Below are 16,241 nucleotides of genomic sequence, written 5' to 3'. Positions count from 1 at the left end.
AGATAGAAAAACGGGGGAACAAAATGGATTTATTTCATGAAATTAGACAAATAGAAGTTGAGATTGCTAAGGCGATTCTAGCAGGTGCGGATGCAACGGTTGGCGCTTTAAAATCTCAAAAAACAGAATTCGAACGGCAACTTCAACTCGCGGCTTTGAAACGTAACATGTTACGTGACGCGAACCATTTAGCCGAAGATTCCGCTCAAATCCTGCACGGCAAGGAAACGATGTTTGATGATTGGGGTCGCGAACTTACCCGCATTCAAAGTCAACTCGGCATCTCCTTCGAAAGTAAAACCGGTGACGCGATTAGCTCACAACTGCAAAATGAAATCCGAAAGCTTTGTACAGATCGTGAAGCGGATTTTCAAGAACTCAAAAAAAGTTGCAAGGTCAATATTCCTATGTAATGAACCACGTAATCCGATGCGATTCAACGCCCTGAAATCTTCAAAACTGCCTGCATCTAATCACAACAAAAAAAGCCATCCAAACCCACGGATAACCTCTTTTGATACATCTCAACTATGCGCTCATTTCACCTTCACCAACTTACGAGTTGCTTCGTGTTTGCATTATAGACAACTAACTCGATTTTGTCGGTAGGTTTGTAGCTTGTTTTTGCGCCTACATAATATTTAAAAATCCCTTTACTAAACTGCCCGCCCCAACTTTTTGCTACACCATTTACTAGGAGTCGTGCTTTTACGACTGGTCCAATATAAACGCCTGTTATATAAGCCGTCTTCTTTTGATACACATTTGGTACAATCGTTCCTTTTAAGACGTTCAGAATCGCTGGGTATTTGCCTTGGAATGCATTATCTATAAATACGAGATGATTTATGCGAGGTATGATTGGTGCTTTTTCACGTAGAAAGAATGATTTATTGGAGATGGTCGTGCCTTTTCGTGATTGGATGGTATTTCCGCTAATGTCAACGCTATCTATGGCAGTTTGTCCCATGAAGCTGAATACATTCTGATAGTTGGAAAGCCCTTGCAATGTAAACTGGTTGCCTTTAATAGTTAAATTACGAACCTTCCCAATCGGAATGACATCATAGTTCGCTGGCGCTGTGTCTGTATCAATTTTATTATTCATGAATTTGAGCTGTTGCACCGTATAGGCAGTATTATTTCTCCAAGCAATGACTGCTGGACGCGTTTTCGTTTTTTTATTTTTGATGTAATTATTACTGATTTCTACACTTTTTGTCTCGCCATTAATCGCGATAAACTTGTTCAAAACATTGTAAGCTCGGTTGTTCGTAATCTTAAAATTGCCCCCGTCAAGAACAATTCCTTCATCTCCTGAACTTGTTTTCTGGCCTTTATTAAAATCATTGTTGTAGACGTTCGCCACCGGTATTTTAATCAAGTAAAGACTATTATCTACTATTTGATTAAATACATTATCATGAATATTCAGCTGAAAAATAGCGCTTCCTTGAATGACAATAGCTTGATTCACCTTCGAGAACTTATTTCCTTGAAGTGTGATGGAACGGTTTAACTCGTTAGTGGCTTTTCCGTATTGATAGCCGTTGTTGAAAAAACGTTTTTTCTTGATTATGATGTTTTTGCAATTTGTAAATGAAATCGAGCTGTCGACTTTGTTGCAGCCGTATTGCTTCGAATATCCTGTAAAACCACTGTTCTCAATCGTGATATTATTATTTTGCTCAAAATAAACAGCTCCTCGGCCGATAAGCGCTAAATCAAAGGTAACATTTTTGATGGAGATGTTGTGAATGCCTGCTTGATATCGAAGCAAGAACGGTGTTTGTTGATCGCCGTATCCTTTGAAGTTCGCCTTTACATAAGAACCTCCCGGCGCGCCTTGAATCGTGCATCGGACATTCGTAATTTGTTCATTTACCACATACGTCACGTCCTTTTTGTCCTTTAAAAGCAAAGTTCCGCTCCCCGCCTGTTCAATCAATAGCTTTAAGTCTAGCACGGTTGTCGCTTTGGCATTTATAGAATTAGTAGAAATCCATAGGAACAAGAGTCCTAATGCTGAAATAATGGCAACTATAAATGATTTTTTCATTCTAATCGCCTCTTTTATCTCCCTGCTAAAATATTCCACATTTACTGCCTTACGTCTAAATTAATATTCACCCCAAGCCCTCATTACAAAACTATCGAGCTATATTTCACTGGTGTTGCTTTCGCTAAAAAATCAATTTTCACATATAATCTATAAAACAAAAATATACCGATTTGTTCTCCTGTTTTCCTAACTCTACTACAAATAGGCATATATCTTAACTCTAAGTGCAAACAAAAGAAGGCAAATCCACTGGCACACAACGATCTATCCTCACCAAAATCCGTCCCCCACCTACAACCAGCGCCTGTCCCTACATTAAATTTAAATGTGAACAAACTGTGAACTTGATAAATTTTGCCGTCAAATGTACATTTTTTCTCTAGCCAAAGAAATTGATACCTTGTACAATAGAAACTAAGCATATTAAAAAGGGGAGACACTCATGTACCTAAAAGAAAAATCGATTAGCATCGCGCTAGTATTTGGACTAACTTTTTCAACTGTAAGTCCTGTATTTGCCGAGGAAATGACATCCCAACAAGATGCACAGCAACAAGCAGGTTGGGAAACCACTGAAGTCGCAGCTAAACCAAATGTTCATGTAACACAAGGTTATTACATTATTCCAGCTGATTTTGTGCAAATTTTTAGCCAAGATCGTGCTCCAGTCCTAACTTACAAGGATGGTGTAGTAGCAAAGAACGACACAGTAGGCACTTTTGAAACAACGATTGTCGTTACTTACAACGACGGAACATCGGAAGAAATCACGGTCAGCTATACCGTTGATGCAGATCCGAATGTAACACCGAAACCAGATCCTGAAACACCAGTAACTCCTGATCCTGATCCAGTGGAACCTGTGAAGCCTGACCCTGAGACTCCGGTAACGCCGGACCCAGAACCAGAAAAACCGGTAACGCCGAATCCTGATCCAGTGGAGCCTGTGAAACCAGATCCTGAAACACCAACAAAACCGGATCCAGAAAAACCAGTAACTCCTGATCCTAAACCAACAGATCCTGAGCAACCAGTGAAACCAGAAACGACTGTACTTGCTACAGCGAAAAACAACGTCACATTGGAGCTAAATGATGCGACAGCGACACCAAGTACTTTTGTAACTAAGAGTGCTGCTAACGTGCAACTTTCCTTCAAAACACAACCAGTGACTGACAAAATCGGCGCACAATCCGTGCAAATTACGGCAACAAAAGGCTCTACTACAACAACTGTAACCGTTAATTACACAGTGGTAGACACAACGAAACCATTTATCAGCCAAGATGAGGATGTTTTCTACGTGTGGCCTGGTGAGGAATGGACAGCAGAAGAGCTAGTGAACGCAACAGATAACTCTGGCTACGTGAAAGTTTATTTCCAAAATGGCGCAACACATTTAGACACGTCAAGCATTGGCGCAAACAGTACGGTTATCGTAGCTGAAGACGCTAGTGGCAACGTTTCTACTCTTAATTTCCAATATGAAGTTATCTCGGTAATGGGCATCATGCTTTACTCCGCCCCTTCTGTTAACTTCGATATGAGTACAGACACAGACATTTACGGTGGTACAGAGCCGGATACAACGCTTTTCGTTATCACAGAGGAAAGCGAAGAAGTTCTTGCTGAAACACGCGTGGACTACTCTGGCAGCTACCATGCCGTTCTTGATCGTCCGCTACAACCAGGCGAAACAGCATATCTGATTGCAGTTGATGATAACGGTGGTGTCAGTGACGTTACACATTACACTTATGGTACGAAACAAGTGCAAGAAGTGAAGTCAGCTACTATTTCTAAAACACCAGCTAACTCAGAGTCTGAGCAATCGACACAACAAGCACAAGCAGCTGGAAACGAAATCGTACCTGCAAGAGTAAATGAGCTACCAAAAACAGGAGATTCCAGCACAAACGGATTCGTGGCTTTCGGTCTACTCATTTCCGCAACAGCTTTATTCTACCTGAGAAAACGTTCATAAAAAATAGGGAAAGACGCAAAATCAGATTTTGCGTCTTTTTTGTTTCCGAATTCTTACAAAAGATATGATTATAACTTAAAAACCCCCAATTTTTAACGCTTACGAACGAAATAGCTACGTTCACGACTTAAAAAGTTTTTTTGCGCTTCTATAGAGTATACTATGATGGGGAACAATAAAAACTTATTTTAAAGGGAGCGATACAGTTTTATGGGGACATTTTTATTTTTGATTGCATTTTTAGGTTTTTTCTATGCTCTTGTTATGTTAATTTTAGGAATCTTTATCCGTGGAAAGAAACTTTTTAGACCGAAGCTGAATTTGATTATTTTAGGAGGGACGTTTGTTTTAGCGATTATTGGTGCTACTATGGCACCGACAACGCAAACAGCCGCAGAGCCTAAAGTCGAAACGAAGAGCGAAGAAGTGCAAAAGGATAAATTAGCGAAGGAACAAGAAGAAGCTAAGCAAAAACTTGAAAAAGAACAAGCTGAGCTAAAGAAAGAGCAAGAAAAACTAGCCAAAATACAGGCTGAACAATTGAAAAAAGAACAGGCGCAATTGGCTAAAGATAAAGCACTTGCTGAACAGAAAGCGAAAGACTTAAAAATCCAGCAAGAGCAGCAAGCAAAATTAGAGGCAGAACAAAAGGCCGCCCAAATAGCAGAGAAAGAAAAAGCAGCGGAAGAAGCTCAAAAAGCGAAGGAAAAAGAAGAACAGCGGCAACAAGCATTGAAGGATCAACAAGAGCGTGAAAAGCAAGAAGCTCAAGCAAAACAAGCCTCTCCGCCTGCGAGTAACGATGGTGGAAGCGGGAATCAATATGTCGATTCGAATGGTCAAGGAACGATAAAAGGTAGCGTTAACGGCATCTACCACTTACCTGGTGGAACCTACTATAACCGTACAAAGAATGTCGTTGCTTGGTTCAAAACAACCGCCGAGGCTGAAGCTGCAGGATACAGGCCGTCAGAGCGTTAATCCTAAAAAGTGCCAAATTCAAATTTGGTGCTTTTTCTTATATTTAATGAAAGCTTATCAATTTTGCCAGCCATTGTTCCCCTACTCCAATCGCGTGCGTCTTCCTTCCGTCTTGATTGAAAAACAGCATTAAATCGTTATTCCCAAGATTAATCACTAGCTGCGACTTCTTCTTTTTCCGCATCAAAATTGGTGTCATCACTTCTTCTTCCACCCAATGGTATTGCAAATTGTCTGTTAGAAAGATATACATTTCTAATCCTGAATTCTTATAAATCTCCATCAAATGTAGCATCTTCGGATAGTTGGATGGTACATTTTTGATGAGTATGTATTTCTTTTTGAGTGACAATTCTTCGCATTCGAGTTCTGGAAACTCCATCTGAAAATCTGCTAATTTCCAAATTTTCGTTGTGACTATAATCGAGATATTGCTTTCATGAAAGGCTTGGTGTTGCAGTTTCTTAAGAATATTTGCTTCGGTGGAAATGACATGGAAGAGACTTTTCACTTGGAACGGGAAATAATTTTCTAGCGGATTCATGAGACACCTCCTGCTATTCATTATAATATAGAATCTGATAAACCTTGCAATAAAAGCATATAGTTAGTATACTAACTATATGCTTTTATTATTTACGAAACAGGTGATATGATGAACGAATTTGGTTATTTATTAATGAACAGCGCGAAAAAGCTGCGTCATGCTTTGAATGTCGCTTTGGAGAAACACGACGTCACCAGTGCGCAGTGGGCTATTTTGAAACATCTTCAAATCCTTGATGGGCAGGCAGTTACGAGTCGCCTCCTGTCAGACAGACTTGGTTTTGATAAGCCGACTGTATCTGGTATTATTTCTAGGCTTGAGCAAAAAGGACTTCTTGCAAAACAGGCAAATACGCAAGATCGGCGCTCCTTTTCCTTACAACTGACTCCAAGTGCCCATGAAATCCTGCCGCAACTCGAAGCCACCAGTCAGGAAGTAACCGCCTCTTTTTTATCAATCTACACACCCGAAGAACAGCGCATTTTTGTGGCATTATTGCAGAAAAAACTAGAAAGGGATGAGTGATTTGGAGAAAATATTAGTGCTTGGCGCCACAGGAAATATCGGTTTTACAGTAGTTCAGAAGTTAACGGAAAACGGTATAGCAGTGCGTGCTGGGGTCTCGAATCCTGAAAAAAGTAAAACATTATGGGCAGATAACGCATTAGTCGATGTTATTCATTTCGATTTCTTGGACACCGCTACTTTTCCTAGTGCATTAGAAGGTATTACAAAAGTGTTTTTTGTCCGCCCTCCGCAGCTTTCCAAACCGAAAGAGGATATGTTTCCATTTTTGCGGTTTTTAAAAGAGCGTTCTGTAGCTCATGTCGTTTTCGTTTCTTTGATTGGAGTTGAGAAAAATCCAGTCACGCCGCATCATAAAATCGAGAAAGAGATGGTGCGCCTTGCGTTGCCGTACACTTTTTTGCGACCTAGTTTCTTCATGCAGAACTTGAATACAACTCATCAGGAGGATATTCAGAAGCACAGCGATTTGTTTATCCCAGCTGGCAAAGCAAAAACTAGTTTTATTGATACGCGGGATATTGGTGAGATTGCGGCGATTTGTCTCATGAATACGCCTGATCATCTGCATCAGAAATATAGTATTACTGGGAAGGAAGCCGTGAGTTACGATGAAGTTGCGGATAGAATGACTGCAATTCTAGGAAAAAAAATCACGTATAGTAAGCCGTCACTGCGGTATTTCCGGTCGACGATGATCAAGCGTGGTATTCCGAAAGAGTATGCGAATGTGATGACGATGTTGTATTTTATTACGCAGATGGGAAACGCGAAGAAAGTCACGGTCACTGCGAACGAACTTCTAAAACGTGAACTGACTTCTATCGATCAGTATATTGCAGATTATCGGACATCATTTCTATGATAAAAGCGCCAAATCTCTAAATTGAGGTCTGGCGCTTTTTCTAATTCTCCAAAATCCGATGTTGCCCGCTGTACACACTAAATTCATTACCGCGAATAAAGCCGACAGCCGTGATATTGAGTTCCCGCGCCATTTCTATCGCTAGTTCTGTGGGTGCCGAGCGCGATAAAATAATACCGCAACCAATTTTCGCCGTCTTCACTAAAATCTCCGAGGAAATCCGACCGCTAAAAATAATCGCCTTGTCCGTCATCGGAATTTCTGACTTCAAGCAATGTCCATAAATTTTATCAAGCGCGTTGTGCCGGCCAATATCCATCCGCACACAAATGACCTCATCACGACTGCAAAGCGCAGCGTTATGCACTCCGCCAGTTTTGCGAAACGTATCAGAATCCGCTTCAAATCGCGACATCAAATCGAAAATTTCCGCCGGACGCAACACCAAATCCGTCTCATTCCGCGTCTCCACCAGCGATGCATCCGATTGAAAATAGAAATTCTCCCGCGACTTCCCGCAACAAGACGTGATGTAACGTTTCGCGCGATATTTCGCATTAAATTTATTCACAAAATTCGCCGTCACCTTCGCGTGACCCGTCGCCTCAATGATTTCCACGCGATCAATATCCGCCACACCGCGCACAATCCCCTCCGAAGTCAGGAACCCAATCACCAAATCCTCCGCATATTCCGGCGTGCAGACAATCGTCACCAGCTCCTCCTCGTTCACATAAATCGTCAGCGGATACTCCACGGCCACCGTCGCCACATCATCAAACATATGCCCCTCTTTAAAACGTCGAATCCCAAGCCCCGCAGTCGTTTCCATCCTCGCCCCCACCTAACGAAAACCCCAGATGCGCATTTGTAAGCACCATCTGGAGTCTAATTTTTATTTCAGTTCCTGGCCGACGCCTTTTAAAAATGCCAAGCCGTAGCGCAACGCCCGGTTCACATCAGGGTCCTTCATCGCTTTTGCCAAGCCGAAAAGTCCCAGCGTCGTGTCATCTTTCAAGCTCTCATTCGCCTTCGCCTGCGCGTTCGCCAGTCCAGCCAACAATTGCTCCGTCTGCTCCGGTTTCGTCTCCGTCAATAATTTACTCGATATCATCAAATTATTAATCGCATTCGTCGCCGGTTCCTTCCGCGCCTCGTTCAAAAAGGTCGTCGCGATATCCTCTTTCGCCTTCAAAGCACTGTTCAACATATCCAGCGCCCCAGAATCATGCAGCGACTTCACTAACTCCAAAACTTCCATGAAAGCCGCATCATCCGTCGCAATCTGGTCTTTTATTGCCGTCATTTTATCCTGTTTTATCTGATCTTCTGTTTTTTCCACACGGCGGATTTTAGAAATCGGTTCTGCCATCACGCGTCACTCCCTTTCTTACACGCACAGTTTCCACCACAAGCACAATTATGCTTCGAAATCGGTTTGTAGTCCGCACGTGCCCACTTGCGCTCAATTTCCACACCATTTTGCGGGAACCTTGCTGCATTTCGTGGGTTATGTTTCGGTAGCGGATTTTCGCCACATTTTTGCAATACTTCTAAGTTTACCTTCGTTTGTTTGTAGGCCGGCGTCTTCGTCCGCACATCACCCGCGCTCGACGTTAACAAGTTGACCGCCGTTTCGTGACTGACTGAGTGCATCGGCAAGTAAACCTCATTTTCGCGAACCCGATCCGTCACGACCGCGTGTACCTTAATGTGACCGTATGGCGACGTCAATCGTACCAGCGAACCGTCCTCCACACCACGTTTCTGCGCCAATTCCTTCGATACCTCTACAAAAACTTCCGGTAATTTATAATCCAAGCCCTTCGTTTTATGCGTCAAATTCCCTTCATGGAACTGCTCCAACAAACGACCATTATTAAGCGTTAAATCAAACTCTTTCGGGAACTCAATCGGCGCTATATAAGGCAATACAGACAATTTCGCCTTGCCATCTGGGAAGTTAAAACGATCCTCATAAAGCAGCGGCATATCGACACCATCCGCCGAAACCGGCCAAACAAGGCTATCAAAACCTTCCATCCGATCATAGCTCACACCCGCGAAGAATGGCGCCAGACTAGCAACCTCATCCATAATCTCACTCGGATGCGTAAAGTTCCAATCACCACCACACGCGTTCGCCACTTCTTGAATGATCCACCAATCCGGTTTCGAATCACCAAGCGGCTCTAACACTTCGTACAAGCGCTGCACACGACGCTCCGTATTCGTAAACGTCCCCTCTTTTTCAAGCGAAGGCGATGCCGGTAAAACAACATCAGCAAACTGCGCCGTCTTCGATAAAAAGACATCTTGAACAACGAAGAAATCGAGTTTTGCGAGCGTATCTTGGACATGGTTCGTATTCGAATCCACCCAAGCCATCTCTTCCCCAATCAAGTACATCGCTTTAAGCGTCCCAGCCTCGATTGCGTCAAGCATTTCGTTATTTTTAAGACCCGGTACTTCCGAAATTTCCACGCCATACGCTTCCGAGAAACGCGCGCGAACTTCTGGATTCAAAATCGACTGCACGCCCGGCAATACGTTCGGCAAGGATCCCATATCACACGCACCCTGCACGTTATTGTGCCCACGAAGCGGATACGCGCCCGCGCCATGACGACCAAAGTTCCCCGTCACAAGCAGCAAGTTCGAAATCGCCGCCGACGTATGCGAGCCCGCAATGTTTTGCGTCACACCCATACCCCAACAAATCGCCGTGCCATCAGCCTCGTGTACCATTTGCGCCACATTTTGCAGCGTCTCAATCGAAAGCCCCGTCTCAGCCTCCGCGTACTCAAGCGTAAACGGCTCAAGGAACGTCATGTAATCCGCCACATTCGAAATCCGTGCTTCCATAAACGGCGCATCATGCCATCCCATATCAATCATGTACTTCGCAACCGCCGTCAACCACACAAAATCCGTACCCTGCTTCGGCCGAATAAACAAGTCCGCGCGCTCCGCCATCTCATGCTTCCGAAGATCCGAAACCATCAATTTCTGGCCGTTCAATTTCTGCGCACGCTTCATGCGACTAGCAAGAACCGGATGCCCATCCGCCGGCGAACAACCGACCAAAATCACAAGTCCGGCCGTCTCAATATCCTCCGCCGTTCCCGAATCCGCCCCAATTCCGACCGTATTCGTCAAACCATCCGACGCCGGCGCTTGGCAATAACGCGAACAATTATCCACATTATTCGTCTCAAACACTTGGCGAGACAATTTTTGCATCAAATAATTCTCCTCATTCGTTGTCTTAGAAGAAGAAATAAAACCAAGCGAATCATTGCCGAACTCCGAACGCAAACTGCCCAAACGCTCCGCAATCAAAGCAATCGCTTCCTGCCAAGATGCCTCCACAAATTCATCACCTTGGCGAATCAACGGCGAAGTCAAACGCTGCTCACTATTCACAAAATCCCAACCAAATTTACCCTTCACACACGTCGCAAATTTGTTCACAGGACCTTCACCAGTCGGCTCCACTTTCAAGATTTGACGACCTTTCGTCCAAACCTCAAACGAACACCCAACCCCGCAGAACGTACAAACCGTTTTCGTTTTCTTCGTCCGCGTATCCCGCATCGATTTTTCCATTTCCGACAACGCGAAAACCGTCTGATACGGCGGCTCCACTTTTTTCACCATATCTATCATTGGCTCCAGCACTTCCTCGCCAATTCCCGTCATAAATCCAGCTTGGCCGAGCATCGATTTCTCCATCATCGCGTTACAAGGACAAACCGTCGAGCAAAGCCCACACGACACGCACGACGACATATTCGCCGGACGATCATCATCCCAAATAACCCGGGGCTGCGGCCGATCCCAGTCAATCGAAAGTGTCTCATTCACCTGCACACTCTGACACGCCTCCACACAACGCCCACAAAGAATACACTGATCCGGATCATAACGATAAAACGGGTGCGAGAAGTCATTGATATAGCCCTTCTCACGGAATGGCCGTTCCTGCGAATCCACCTCAAGCAGTTCCGCCGTATTATGTACCCGACAGTTCCCATTATTATTATCACAAACCGTACAATACAACATATGATTCTCTAAAATCCGGTCCATCGCCTCAAGTTGCGCCTCTTTCGCCTTTTCCGAATCCAACTTAATCTCCATTGCATCCTTGAAATCCGTACTACAAGCCCGCATCAACTCGCCGTCAACCTCGCACATACACGTATCACACGACTGAATCGCGCCCATCTGCTTACTATAACAAATATGCGGATGATGCACGCCCTCATCATTCAAATAATCTAAAATTCGCGTTCCTTCTTCCACATCATGCGCCTTGCCATTAATCTTCACCGTGACTTTCACCTTCGCACTCATCCAAAAATCCCTCCTTGAAAACTAAAAACTCATGCCATTTATCGAAAAACGCTTGACCCACCTCACAAATAAGATAAAAAATACCAAACCTTATCTTCAGGTAAGATGCACACTCCGCTTCCAACAAATCGAGCGAAAGCGTTTGTATTCCAGCTAGCATCCTATTCTTCAGGAAGCGTTTCCATTCACCTTTCATTATATCAGTTATTGTGAAAATTGAATAGCAAAAAGTTAACTGATAATCGTTCTCAATCACGTGTTGGCGCCCTTTTCACACCACCTACCAGATTGTGAAAATTAGTGCTAATAGAGACTAATTCCCACCATCCAGATTCTTATCTAATTTTACCTTAAACCCACATCATGAACACATTACCCATATCAAATAGTACTACTAATCCTAGCAATTTTTTGCAGAAATTTATTTATTTTGACTTCATTAGAACCTTTTACATACGATAAAGAAGTATGCTTATATGTCGAAATACCACACATTTTCAGAATTTGCTTACTGAGAACTCGCCCATAATCCTTTTGAATAAAGTTAGCATAAACCGCTGGCGTATCGTGCGTATTAATAATCCAAGCCCGCTTCCCTTTCAGCAACCCAATCGGCCGAATCCCTTTATACTTATACGCAAAATCCTTCGCAAACACCTTATCAATAAATCCCTTTAAAATCGCCGGCGTGCTACTCCACCAAATCGGATAAATAAAAATCAAAAAATCCGCCCAAAGAAGCTGCTCTCTATACTCCTTTGTATACGCATCTCTATGTAAATCTCGACGCTTATTCATACTATCAAAACGTAAAACAGGATCAAACTCCTCTTTATAAAGGTCAATTCCCTTGACGATATTTTTCTTTCCCAACTCTTTTTCCACCGTCTCCTTAATGGCATAATTTAACCCTTCATGATTTGGATACGTATAAATTAGTAGTACATTCATCTTTGATCGCGCTCCTTGCTTGCTTTGTATTTTCATTTATACATGCTACTCTACTCCATAAAACCTTTAGATGCAACACAAGTATTAGAACGGGGGTTGACTTCCAATAACGATGCATGTTACTATTTATTCACGGATTACAAATGTAGTCCGAAGAAAGGAGGCATCACATGGGACACTTACCTAAAATATCCGAAGCTGAATTAGAAGTTATCCAAGTTATTTGGCAAGAATCTCCATTAACGGCCGGTGAAATAATTCAAGCCTTGGAAAAAGAACACGAGTGGAGTCCTAAAACAATACGAACGTTACTCAACCGACTAGTCCAAAAAGAAGCTATTTCCTCCCATCAAGAAAAAGGAAAACTGCACACATACACCGCATTAGTCTCCCAAGAAGATTACATGCAAAGCGAAACAAAATCATTATTAAACCGTTTTTACGGCGCAGCTTTCAAACCATTACTCGTTAACTTTATAAAAGAGGAAAAGCTATCCGCAGAAGATATCGATGAATTAAAGCAACTTTTAGATGATAAAACTGAGTCCAATCCCAGAAAGGATAACTAGTTATGGTTCATACGCTATGGCACACGTATCTCCCCTCCATTTTTGACTGGGTTATCGAAACTTCTATTTTGGCAAGCGTGTTAGTCGTTTTCCTTCTGTGCATCAGATTCGCATTAAAAAAATGGCTAACACCGCAATGGAAATACGCATTATGGCTAATTCTAATAGCAAGGCTTGTACTACCATGGTTCCCAGAAAGCTCGTTCAGCATCTACTCCATACTACCAATAAACCCTGAGCCCGCTCCCATTGTTAGCCAAGAAAGCACAGCAATACCACCCGAAGCCATCGCAGAAGTACCCGTCATAACGGAAGACGTACCTGTCGAAATCAACGTATACACTATCTTTTTATGTATTTGGATACTAGGCGTTCTGATTGCTGGAATTTTCATAATCTTGACAAACAGACGTCTATATAACTATATAAGTAAGCAACCCGAAATAACAGACAAACGAGTTTTGGCCATTTATCGCCAATGCAAGGAAGATATGTCCATTAAAAAAGACATCCCGTTACATTATTCTGGAAAAATTTCAGCACCAACCTTATTCGGAATGAACAAACCTAGGATTTTGCTTGATGAAAAACACGTAAAGCATCTAAATAACGATCAACTAAAATACATTTTTTATCACGAATTATCCCACTATAAAAGAAAAGATATCAGCATTAATTTACTGATGAATTGCCTGCTTATTGTCCACTGGTTCAACCCGGTTCTTTGGTACGCCAATCGCGCCATGCGAGAAGATCAAGAAATGGCCTGCGATAACATGGCCCTGACCTTCATCAATCCCGCAGAAAGAACCGCTTACGGGCACACCATTATTACATTAGTAGAGCAATATTCGACGTACTACCAGCCATCCACATTGGCACATTTCAGTAAAAACAAACTAAGATTAAAGAGGAGAATCATTATGATCAAAAAATTCAATAAAAAATCCCAACTATTAACAGCAGTAGGTTTCATCGCTATTTTGGGCGTATCCGCGTTCTCTCTAGTGGACGTAAAGGCCGAAACAACCGAATCACAAAAGCAAGAAATGGCAGACAAAATGAAAAAAGAAGAAGCCGTAAAACAAGAAGCAGCAGATAAAGTGGCAAGCGGAGAATATGACGAAAAAATGGCTGCTGATTATAAAGCAAAAATGGCGAGCGACAATGCCACTGAGGAAGTAACAAGCGCAGAAATCGACAAAAAAGTAGATGCAGCATACGAAGAGAAGAAACGACAAATGGCTGAGGAAAACGCAGCTAAGAAAGCAGAAGACGCAGCTTTCAACAAAAAAATGGCCGCGGCTACTGAAGAAAAGAAAAAACAGATGAGCGAAGAAAACGCAGCAACTAAGGCAACAAGCGAAAAATATGACGAAAAAACAGCCGCTGATTATAAAGTAAAAATGGCCGCTGAGAACGCAAAATAAGGCATTAAAAACAAACGATGCTCCCCATCTAATGTTCACCCCAAAATTAGACTAAAACTCTGATTTTGGGGTGTTTTATTATTACTTATCCAACCACCGCAAAGCATCCTGACTCATCGATATAATCTCCTCATGCTCCCCAACATTCGTGACAAACAGCAATGACCGAATCCGCTCTGCCGTGGAAAAAAGATGATTATCCGGATACTCCGACTCGATCATATTACTATACCGAATCCCATCCAAATGCTCTATTTTATACGACATCTGATCCGTAACGATAAGCCCCTTTCCATCATAATTCGCCTTAATCCCATTATCCTCCCCATTCAACAACACCGATTTTTGCAGTTTCGTATCGTACAAGTAAAGCCCGTTACCCTTGGAATAAGCCACCAAATTATCACCAACTGGCTTCAAATCACTATAATCCACGCCTAAATCATGTATTTCGTAATTCCCAGACCTCAGATCATAACACTTCAAATGCCCGCTTCCTCGCCGAATATCCCGATACCACATTTTATGCTCTGAAAAAGCCAGAACCGTCCCGTCCGCTCCAACCTCATCAAGCTGCTCCTCCTCAGCCGTTTTCAAATCATACGACATAACCAATCCCGTCTTCCCATTAGACTCCAACCAATAAACCCGGTGACCTATCACATGAAAATCGAAAAATGAGTGCGCATCACTGCCCTTCCATTTCTTCAAAATTTTCTCCTGTTCGATGTCATAGATAACCGTCCGTGTCGCACCGTCCGCGTCTGCCTCCACCCAACCAAGATAATCCTCATTCCCAAAAGTCGAATCAATCCCGTCCATGCCAAACTTCATCTTGCTAGAACCTGGCACCATCTCCATTTTGCCAGTCTTCTTATCAATCCCATAAACAGCCTTCGCGATGTTGTAACTGTCCGTATCGCCTTCCGTATCCACCAACGTATAAATCGTATCCCGCGTATCCACCATGGAGTAAAAACCAACCCCATCCTCACCGATAAACCGCGTCCGATCCTTCTCGTTCACCACCTGCACACGCAATTCCTTATTCGCCTTCACAACCTTATTTATCGCAAAAGCCACACCTAAAACGAGTAAAACCACAATCACAACCACCACTCGTTTTTTCTTCGCATCCATCATTTCTCCCTCACAATCTTAAAAATATATTCCCCATCAATCTGCGCAGGAGACGTCTCCTTAACTGCCGTATTTTCCGACAAATATATTTTCAACGCATCGCCTTTCTTAATATCATCCGCTTCAATCCTTTTCCCATCCGCGTCAAAAATATCACTAGTCTTATGTAACACATACTTCCCATCATCCAGACTAGGCTCCATACCAGTAAACAATTTCAAATGCTGCACATAAAGCGACGAACCTCCATCCTCATAAGCCTCCCCAAGATACAAATTAAAATCATCCTCCGTTTTCGCAAGTGGATACTTCACATCCGGCTCATCACTTGTAAACGAATACGGCATAAACAACACATCCTGCCCCTTACCTATAAAAATATACTGATACACAATATCCGCCGAATCTCCCCGAACCTTGAAATTCTTCACATAATCCCCACTTTTCATCCAATCCCACACAAATTTCTCATCATAAATAGCCTTATTCGGCACACTTTGCTCCTGAATAAACGCATCGATTTCCCTCTCCGCGTAAGCCTTCGTATAATAATGCTTCCCAATAAAAAATCCACCCACAATCACAGCGAGCCCTAGCAACATCCAACTGTACTTATTCTTCATATCATCTGCCTCCACACTTCACGAATTTTCCATAACCTACCCTAAAAGTATCATAAATCACGAATCCGAACAATGACAATCCGCATATCTTTAGGAAATATTTAATCCCCCATACATTCCTTAACAAAATTTAAAGAACCCGATATAATCACAAAACACAAATAAAAAATTTCAAATCCCATCCAATCCCCCAAGCCCGTCCCGC

At 42.8% G+C, this 16,241-nt stretch carries 16 protein-coding genes; 7 read left to right on the top strand and 9 right to left on the bottom strand.

What is annotated here, in order from left to right:
• Nucleotides 1-23 precede the first annotated feature (23 nt).
• On the top strand, nucleotides 24-413 hold the full coding sequence (locus DUK53_RS12135; RefSeq protein WP_036094336.1) for a hypothetical protein: 390 nt from the start codon (nucleotides 24-26) through the stop codon (nucleotides 411-413).
• A gap of 134 nt (nucleotides 414-547) precedes the next feature.
• Here DUK53_RS12135 and DUK53_RS12130 read toward each other — a convergent pair whose 3' ends face one another.
• Nucleotides 548-2,059: an immunoglobulin-like domain-containing protein gene (locus DUK53_RS12130; protein ID WP_052165069.1), complete on the bottom strand. Its 1,512-nt coding sequence runs from the start codon at nucleotides 2,057-2,059 to the stop codon at nucleotides 548-550.
• Between the two features lie 445 nt (nucleotides 2,060-2,504).
• Here DUK53_RS12130 and DUK53_RS17970 point away from each other — a divergent pair, with 445 nt between their 5' ends.
• Nucleotides 2,505-4,046 (top strand): LPXTG cell wall anchor domain-containing protein, encoded by a 1,542-nt coding sequence (locus DUK53_RS17970; protein ID WP_036094337.1) that lies wholly within the window; start codon nucleotides 2,505-2,507, stop codon nucleotides 4,044-4,046.
• A gap of 210 nt (nucleotides 4,047-4,256) precedes the next feature.
• Entirely contained in the window at nucleotides 4,257-5,027 is a 771-nt protein-coding gene (locus DUK53_RS12120; RefSeq protein WP_052165068.1) for a sunset domain-containing protein, read from the top strand.
• Between the two features lie 43 nt (nucleotides 5,028-5,070).
• On the opposite strand, the gene DUK53_RS12115 is transcribed toward DUK53_RS12120, so the two are convergent.
• Nucleotides 5,071-5,571: a hypothetical protein gene (locus tag DUK53_RS12115; RefSeq protein ID WP_036094338.1), complete on the bottom strand. Its 501-nt coding sequence runs from the start codon at nucleotides 5,569-5,571 to the stop codon at nucleotides 5,071-5,073.
• Between the two features lie 108 nt (nucleotides 5,572-5,679).
• On the opposite strand from DUK53_RS12115, the gene DUK53_RS12110 reads away from it, so the two are divergent.
• Both DUK53_RS12110 and DUK53_RS12105 read left to right on the top strand, forming a co-directional pair.
• Nucleotides 5,680-6,099, top strand: coding sequence for a MarR family winged helix-turn-helix transcriptional regulator (locus tag DUK53_RS12110; protein WP_077917928.1), 420 nt, complete (start codon nucleotides 5,680-5,682; stop codon nucleotides 6,097-6,099).
• A gap of 1 nt (nucleotide 6,100) precedes the next feature.
• Nucleotides 6,101-6,964: an SDR family oxidoreductase gene (locus DUK53_RS12105; RefSeq protein WP_103034918.1), complete on the top strand. Its 864-nt coding sequence runs from the start codon at nucleotides 6,101-6,103 to the stop codon at nucleotides 6,962-6,964.
• Between the two features lie 40 nt (nucleotides 6,965-7,004).
• On the opposite strand, the gene fdhD is transcribed toward DUK53_RS12105, so the two are convergent.
• The 5 genes from fdhD to DUK53_RS12080 form a co-directional block, all read right to left on the bottom strand.
• On the bottom strand, nucleotides 7,005-7,796 hold the full coding sequence (gene fdhD / locus DUK53_RS12100) for a formate dehydrogenase accessory sulfurtransferase FdhD (protein WP_036094342.1): 792 nt from the start codon (nucleotides 7,794-7,796) through the stop codon (nucleotides 7,005-7,007).
• Between the two features lie 63 nt (nucleotides 7,797-7,859).
• Nucleotides 7,860-8,336: a helical membrane plugin domain-containing protein gene (locus tag DUK53_RS12095; RefSeq protein WP_036094344.1), complete on the bottom strand. Its 477-nt coding sequence runs from the start codon at nucleotides 8,334-8,336 to the stop codon at nucleotides 7,860-7,862.
• Nucleotides 8,336-11,323 (bottom strand): formate dehydrogenase subunit alpha, encoded by a 2,988-nt coding sequence (fdhF, locus tag DUK53_RS12090; RefSeq protein WP_036094345.1) that lies wholly within the window; start codon nucleotides 11,321-11,323, stop codon nucleotides 8,336-8,338. Before fdhF ends, DUK53_RS12095 begins: the two co-directional genes overlap by 1 nt.
• On the bottom strand, nucleotides 11,289-11,579 hold the full coding sequence (locus DUK53_RS12085; protein WP_036094347.1) for a hypothetical protein: 291 nt from the start codon (nucleotides 11,577-11,579) through the stop codon (nucleotides 11,289-11,291). The genes fdhF and DUK53_RS12085 overlap by 35 nt, the downstream gene beginning before the upstream one ends.
• Before the next feature lie 125 nt (nucleotides 11,580-11,704).
• Entirely contained in the window at nucleotides 11,705-12,274 is a 570-nt protein-coding gene (locus DUK53_RS12080) for an NAD(P)H-dependent oxidoreductase (RefSeq protein WP_036094348.1), read from the bottom strand.
• A gap of 170 nt (nucleotides 12,275-12,444) precedes the next feature.
• On the opposite strand from DUK53_RS12080, the gene DUK53_RS12075 reads away from it, so the two are divergent.
• Both DUK53_RS12075 and DUK53_RS12070 read left to right on the top strand, forming a co-directional pair.
• On the top strand, nucleotides 12,445-12,843 hold the full coding sequence (locus tag DUK53_RS12075; RefSeq protein ID WP_036094350.1) for a BlaI/MecI/CopY family transcriptional regulator: 399 nt from the start codon (nucleotides 12,445-12,447) through the stop codon (nucleotides 12,841-12,843).
• A gap of 2 nt (nucleotides 12,844-12,845) precedes the next feature.
• On the top strand, nucleotides 12,846-14,273 hold the full coding sequence (locus DUK53_RS12070) for a M56 family metallopeptidase (RefSeq protein WP_052165066.1): 1,428 nt from the start codon (nucleotides 12,846-12,848) through the stop codon (nucleotides 14,271-14,273).
• An 81-nt stretch (nucleotides 14,274-14,354) separates the two neighbouring features.
• Here DUK53_RS12070 and DUK53_RS12065 read toward each other — a convergent pair whose 3' ends face one another.
• Both DUK53_RS12065 and DUK53_RS12060 read right to left on the bottom strand, forming a co-directional pair.
• Nucleotides 14,355-15,416, bottom strand: a complete 1,062-nt coding sequence (locus DUK53_RS12065) for a hypothetical protein (protein WP_124892764.1) — start codon at nucleotides 15,414-15,416, stop codon at nucleotides 14,355-14,357.
• Nucleotides 15,413-16,036 (bottom strand): hypothetical protein, encoded by a 624-nt coding sequence (locus tag DUK53_RS12060; protein ID WP_036094352.1) that lies wholly within the window; start codon nucleotides 16,034-16,036, stop codon nucleotides 15,413-15,415. Before DUK53_RS12060 ends, DUK53_RS12065 begins: the two co-directional genes overlap by 4 nt.
• Nucleotides 16,037-16,241: the final 205 nt, after the last annotated feature.

The sequence above is a fragment of the Listeria sp. SHR_NRA_18 genome (genome assembly GCF_003856515.1).
Lineage (GTDB): Bacteria > Bacillota > Bacilli > Lactobacillales > Listeriaceae > Listeria_A > Listeria_A newyorkensis.
The sequence above is the reverse complement of the archived record's forward strand: the minus strand, read 5'-3'. Positions and strand labels throughout refer to the sequence as shown.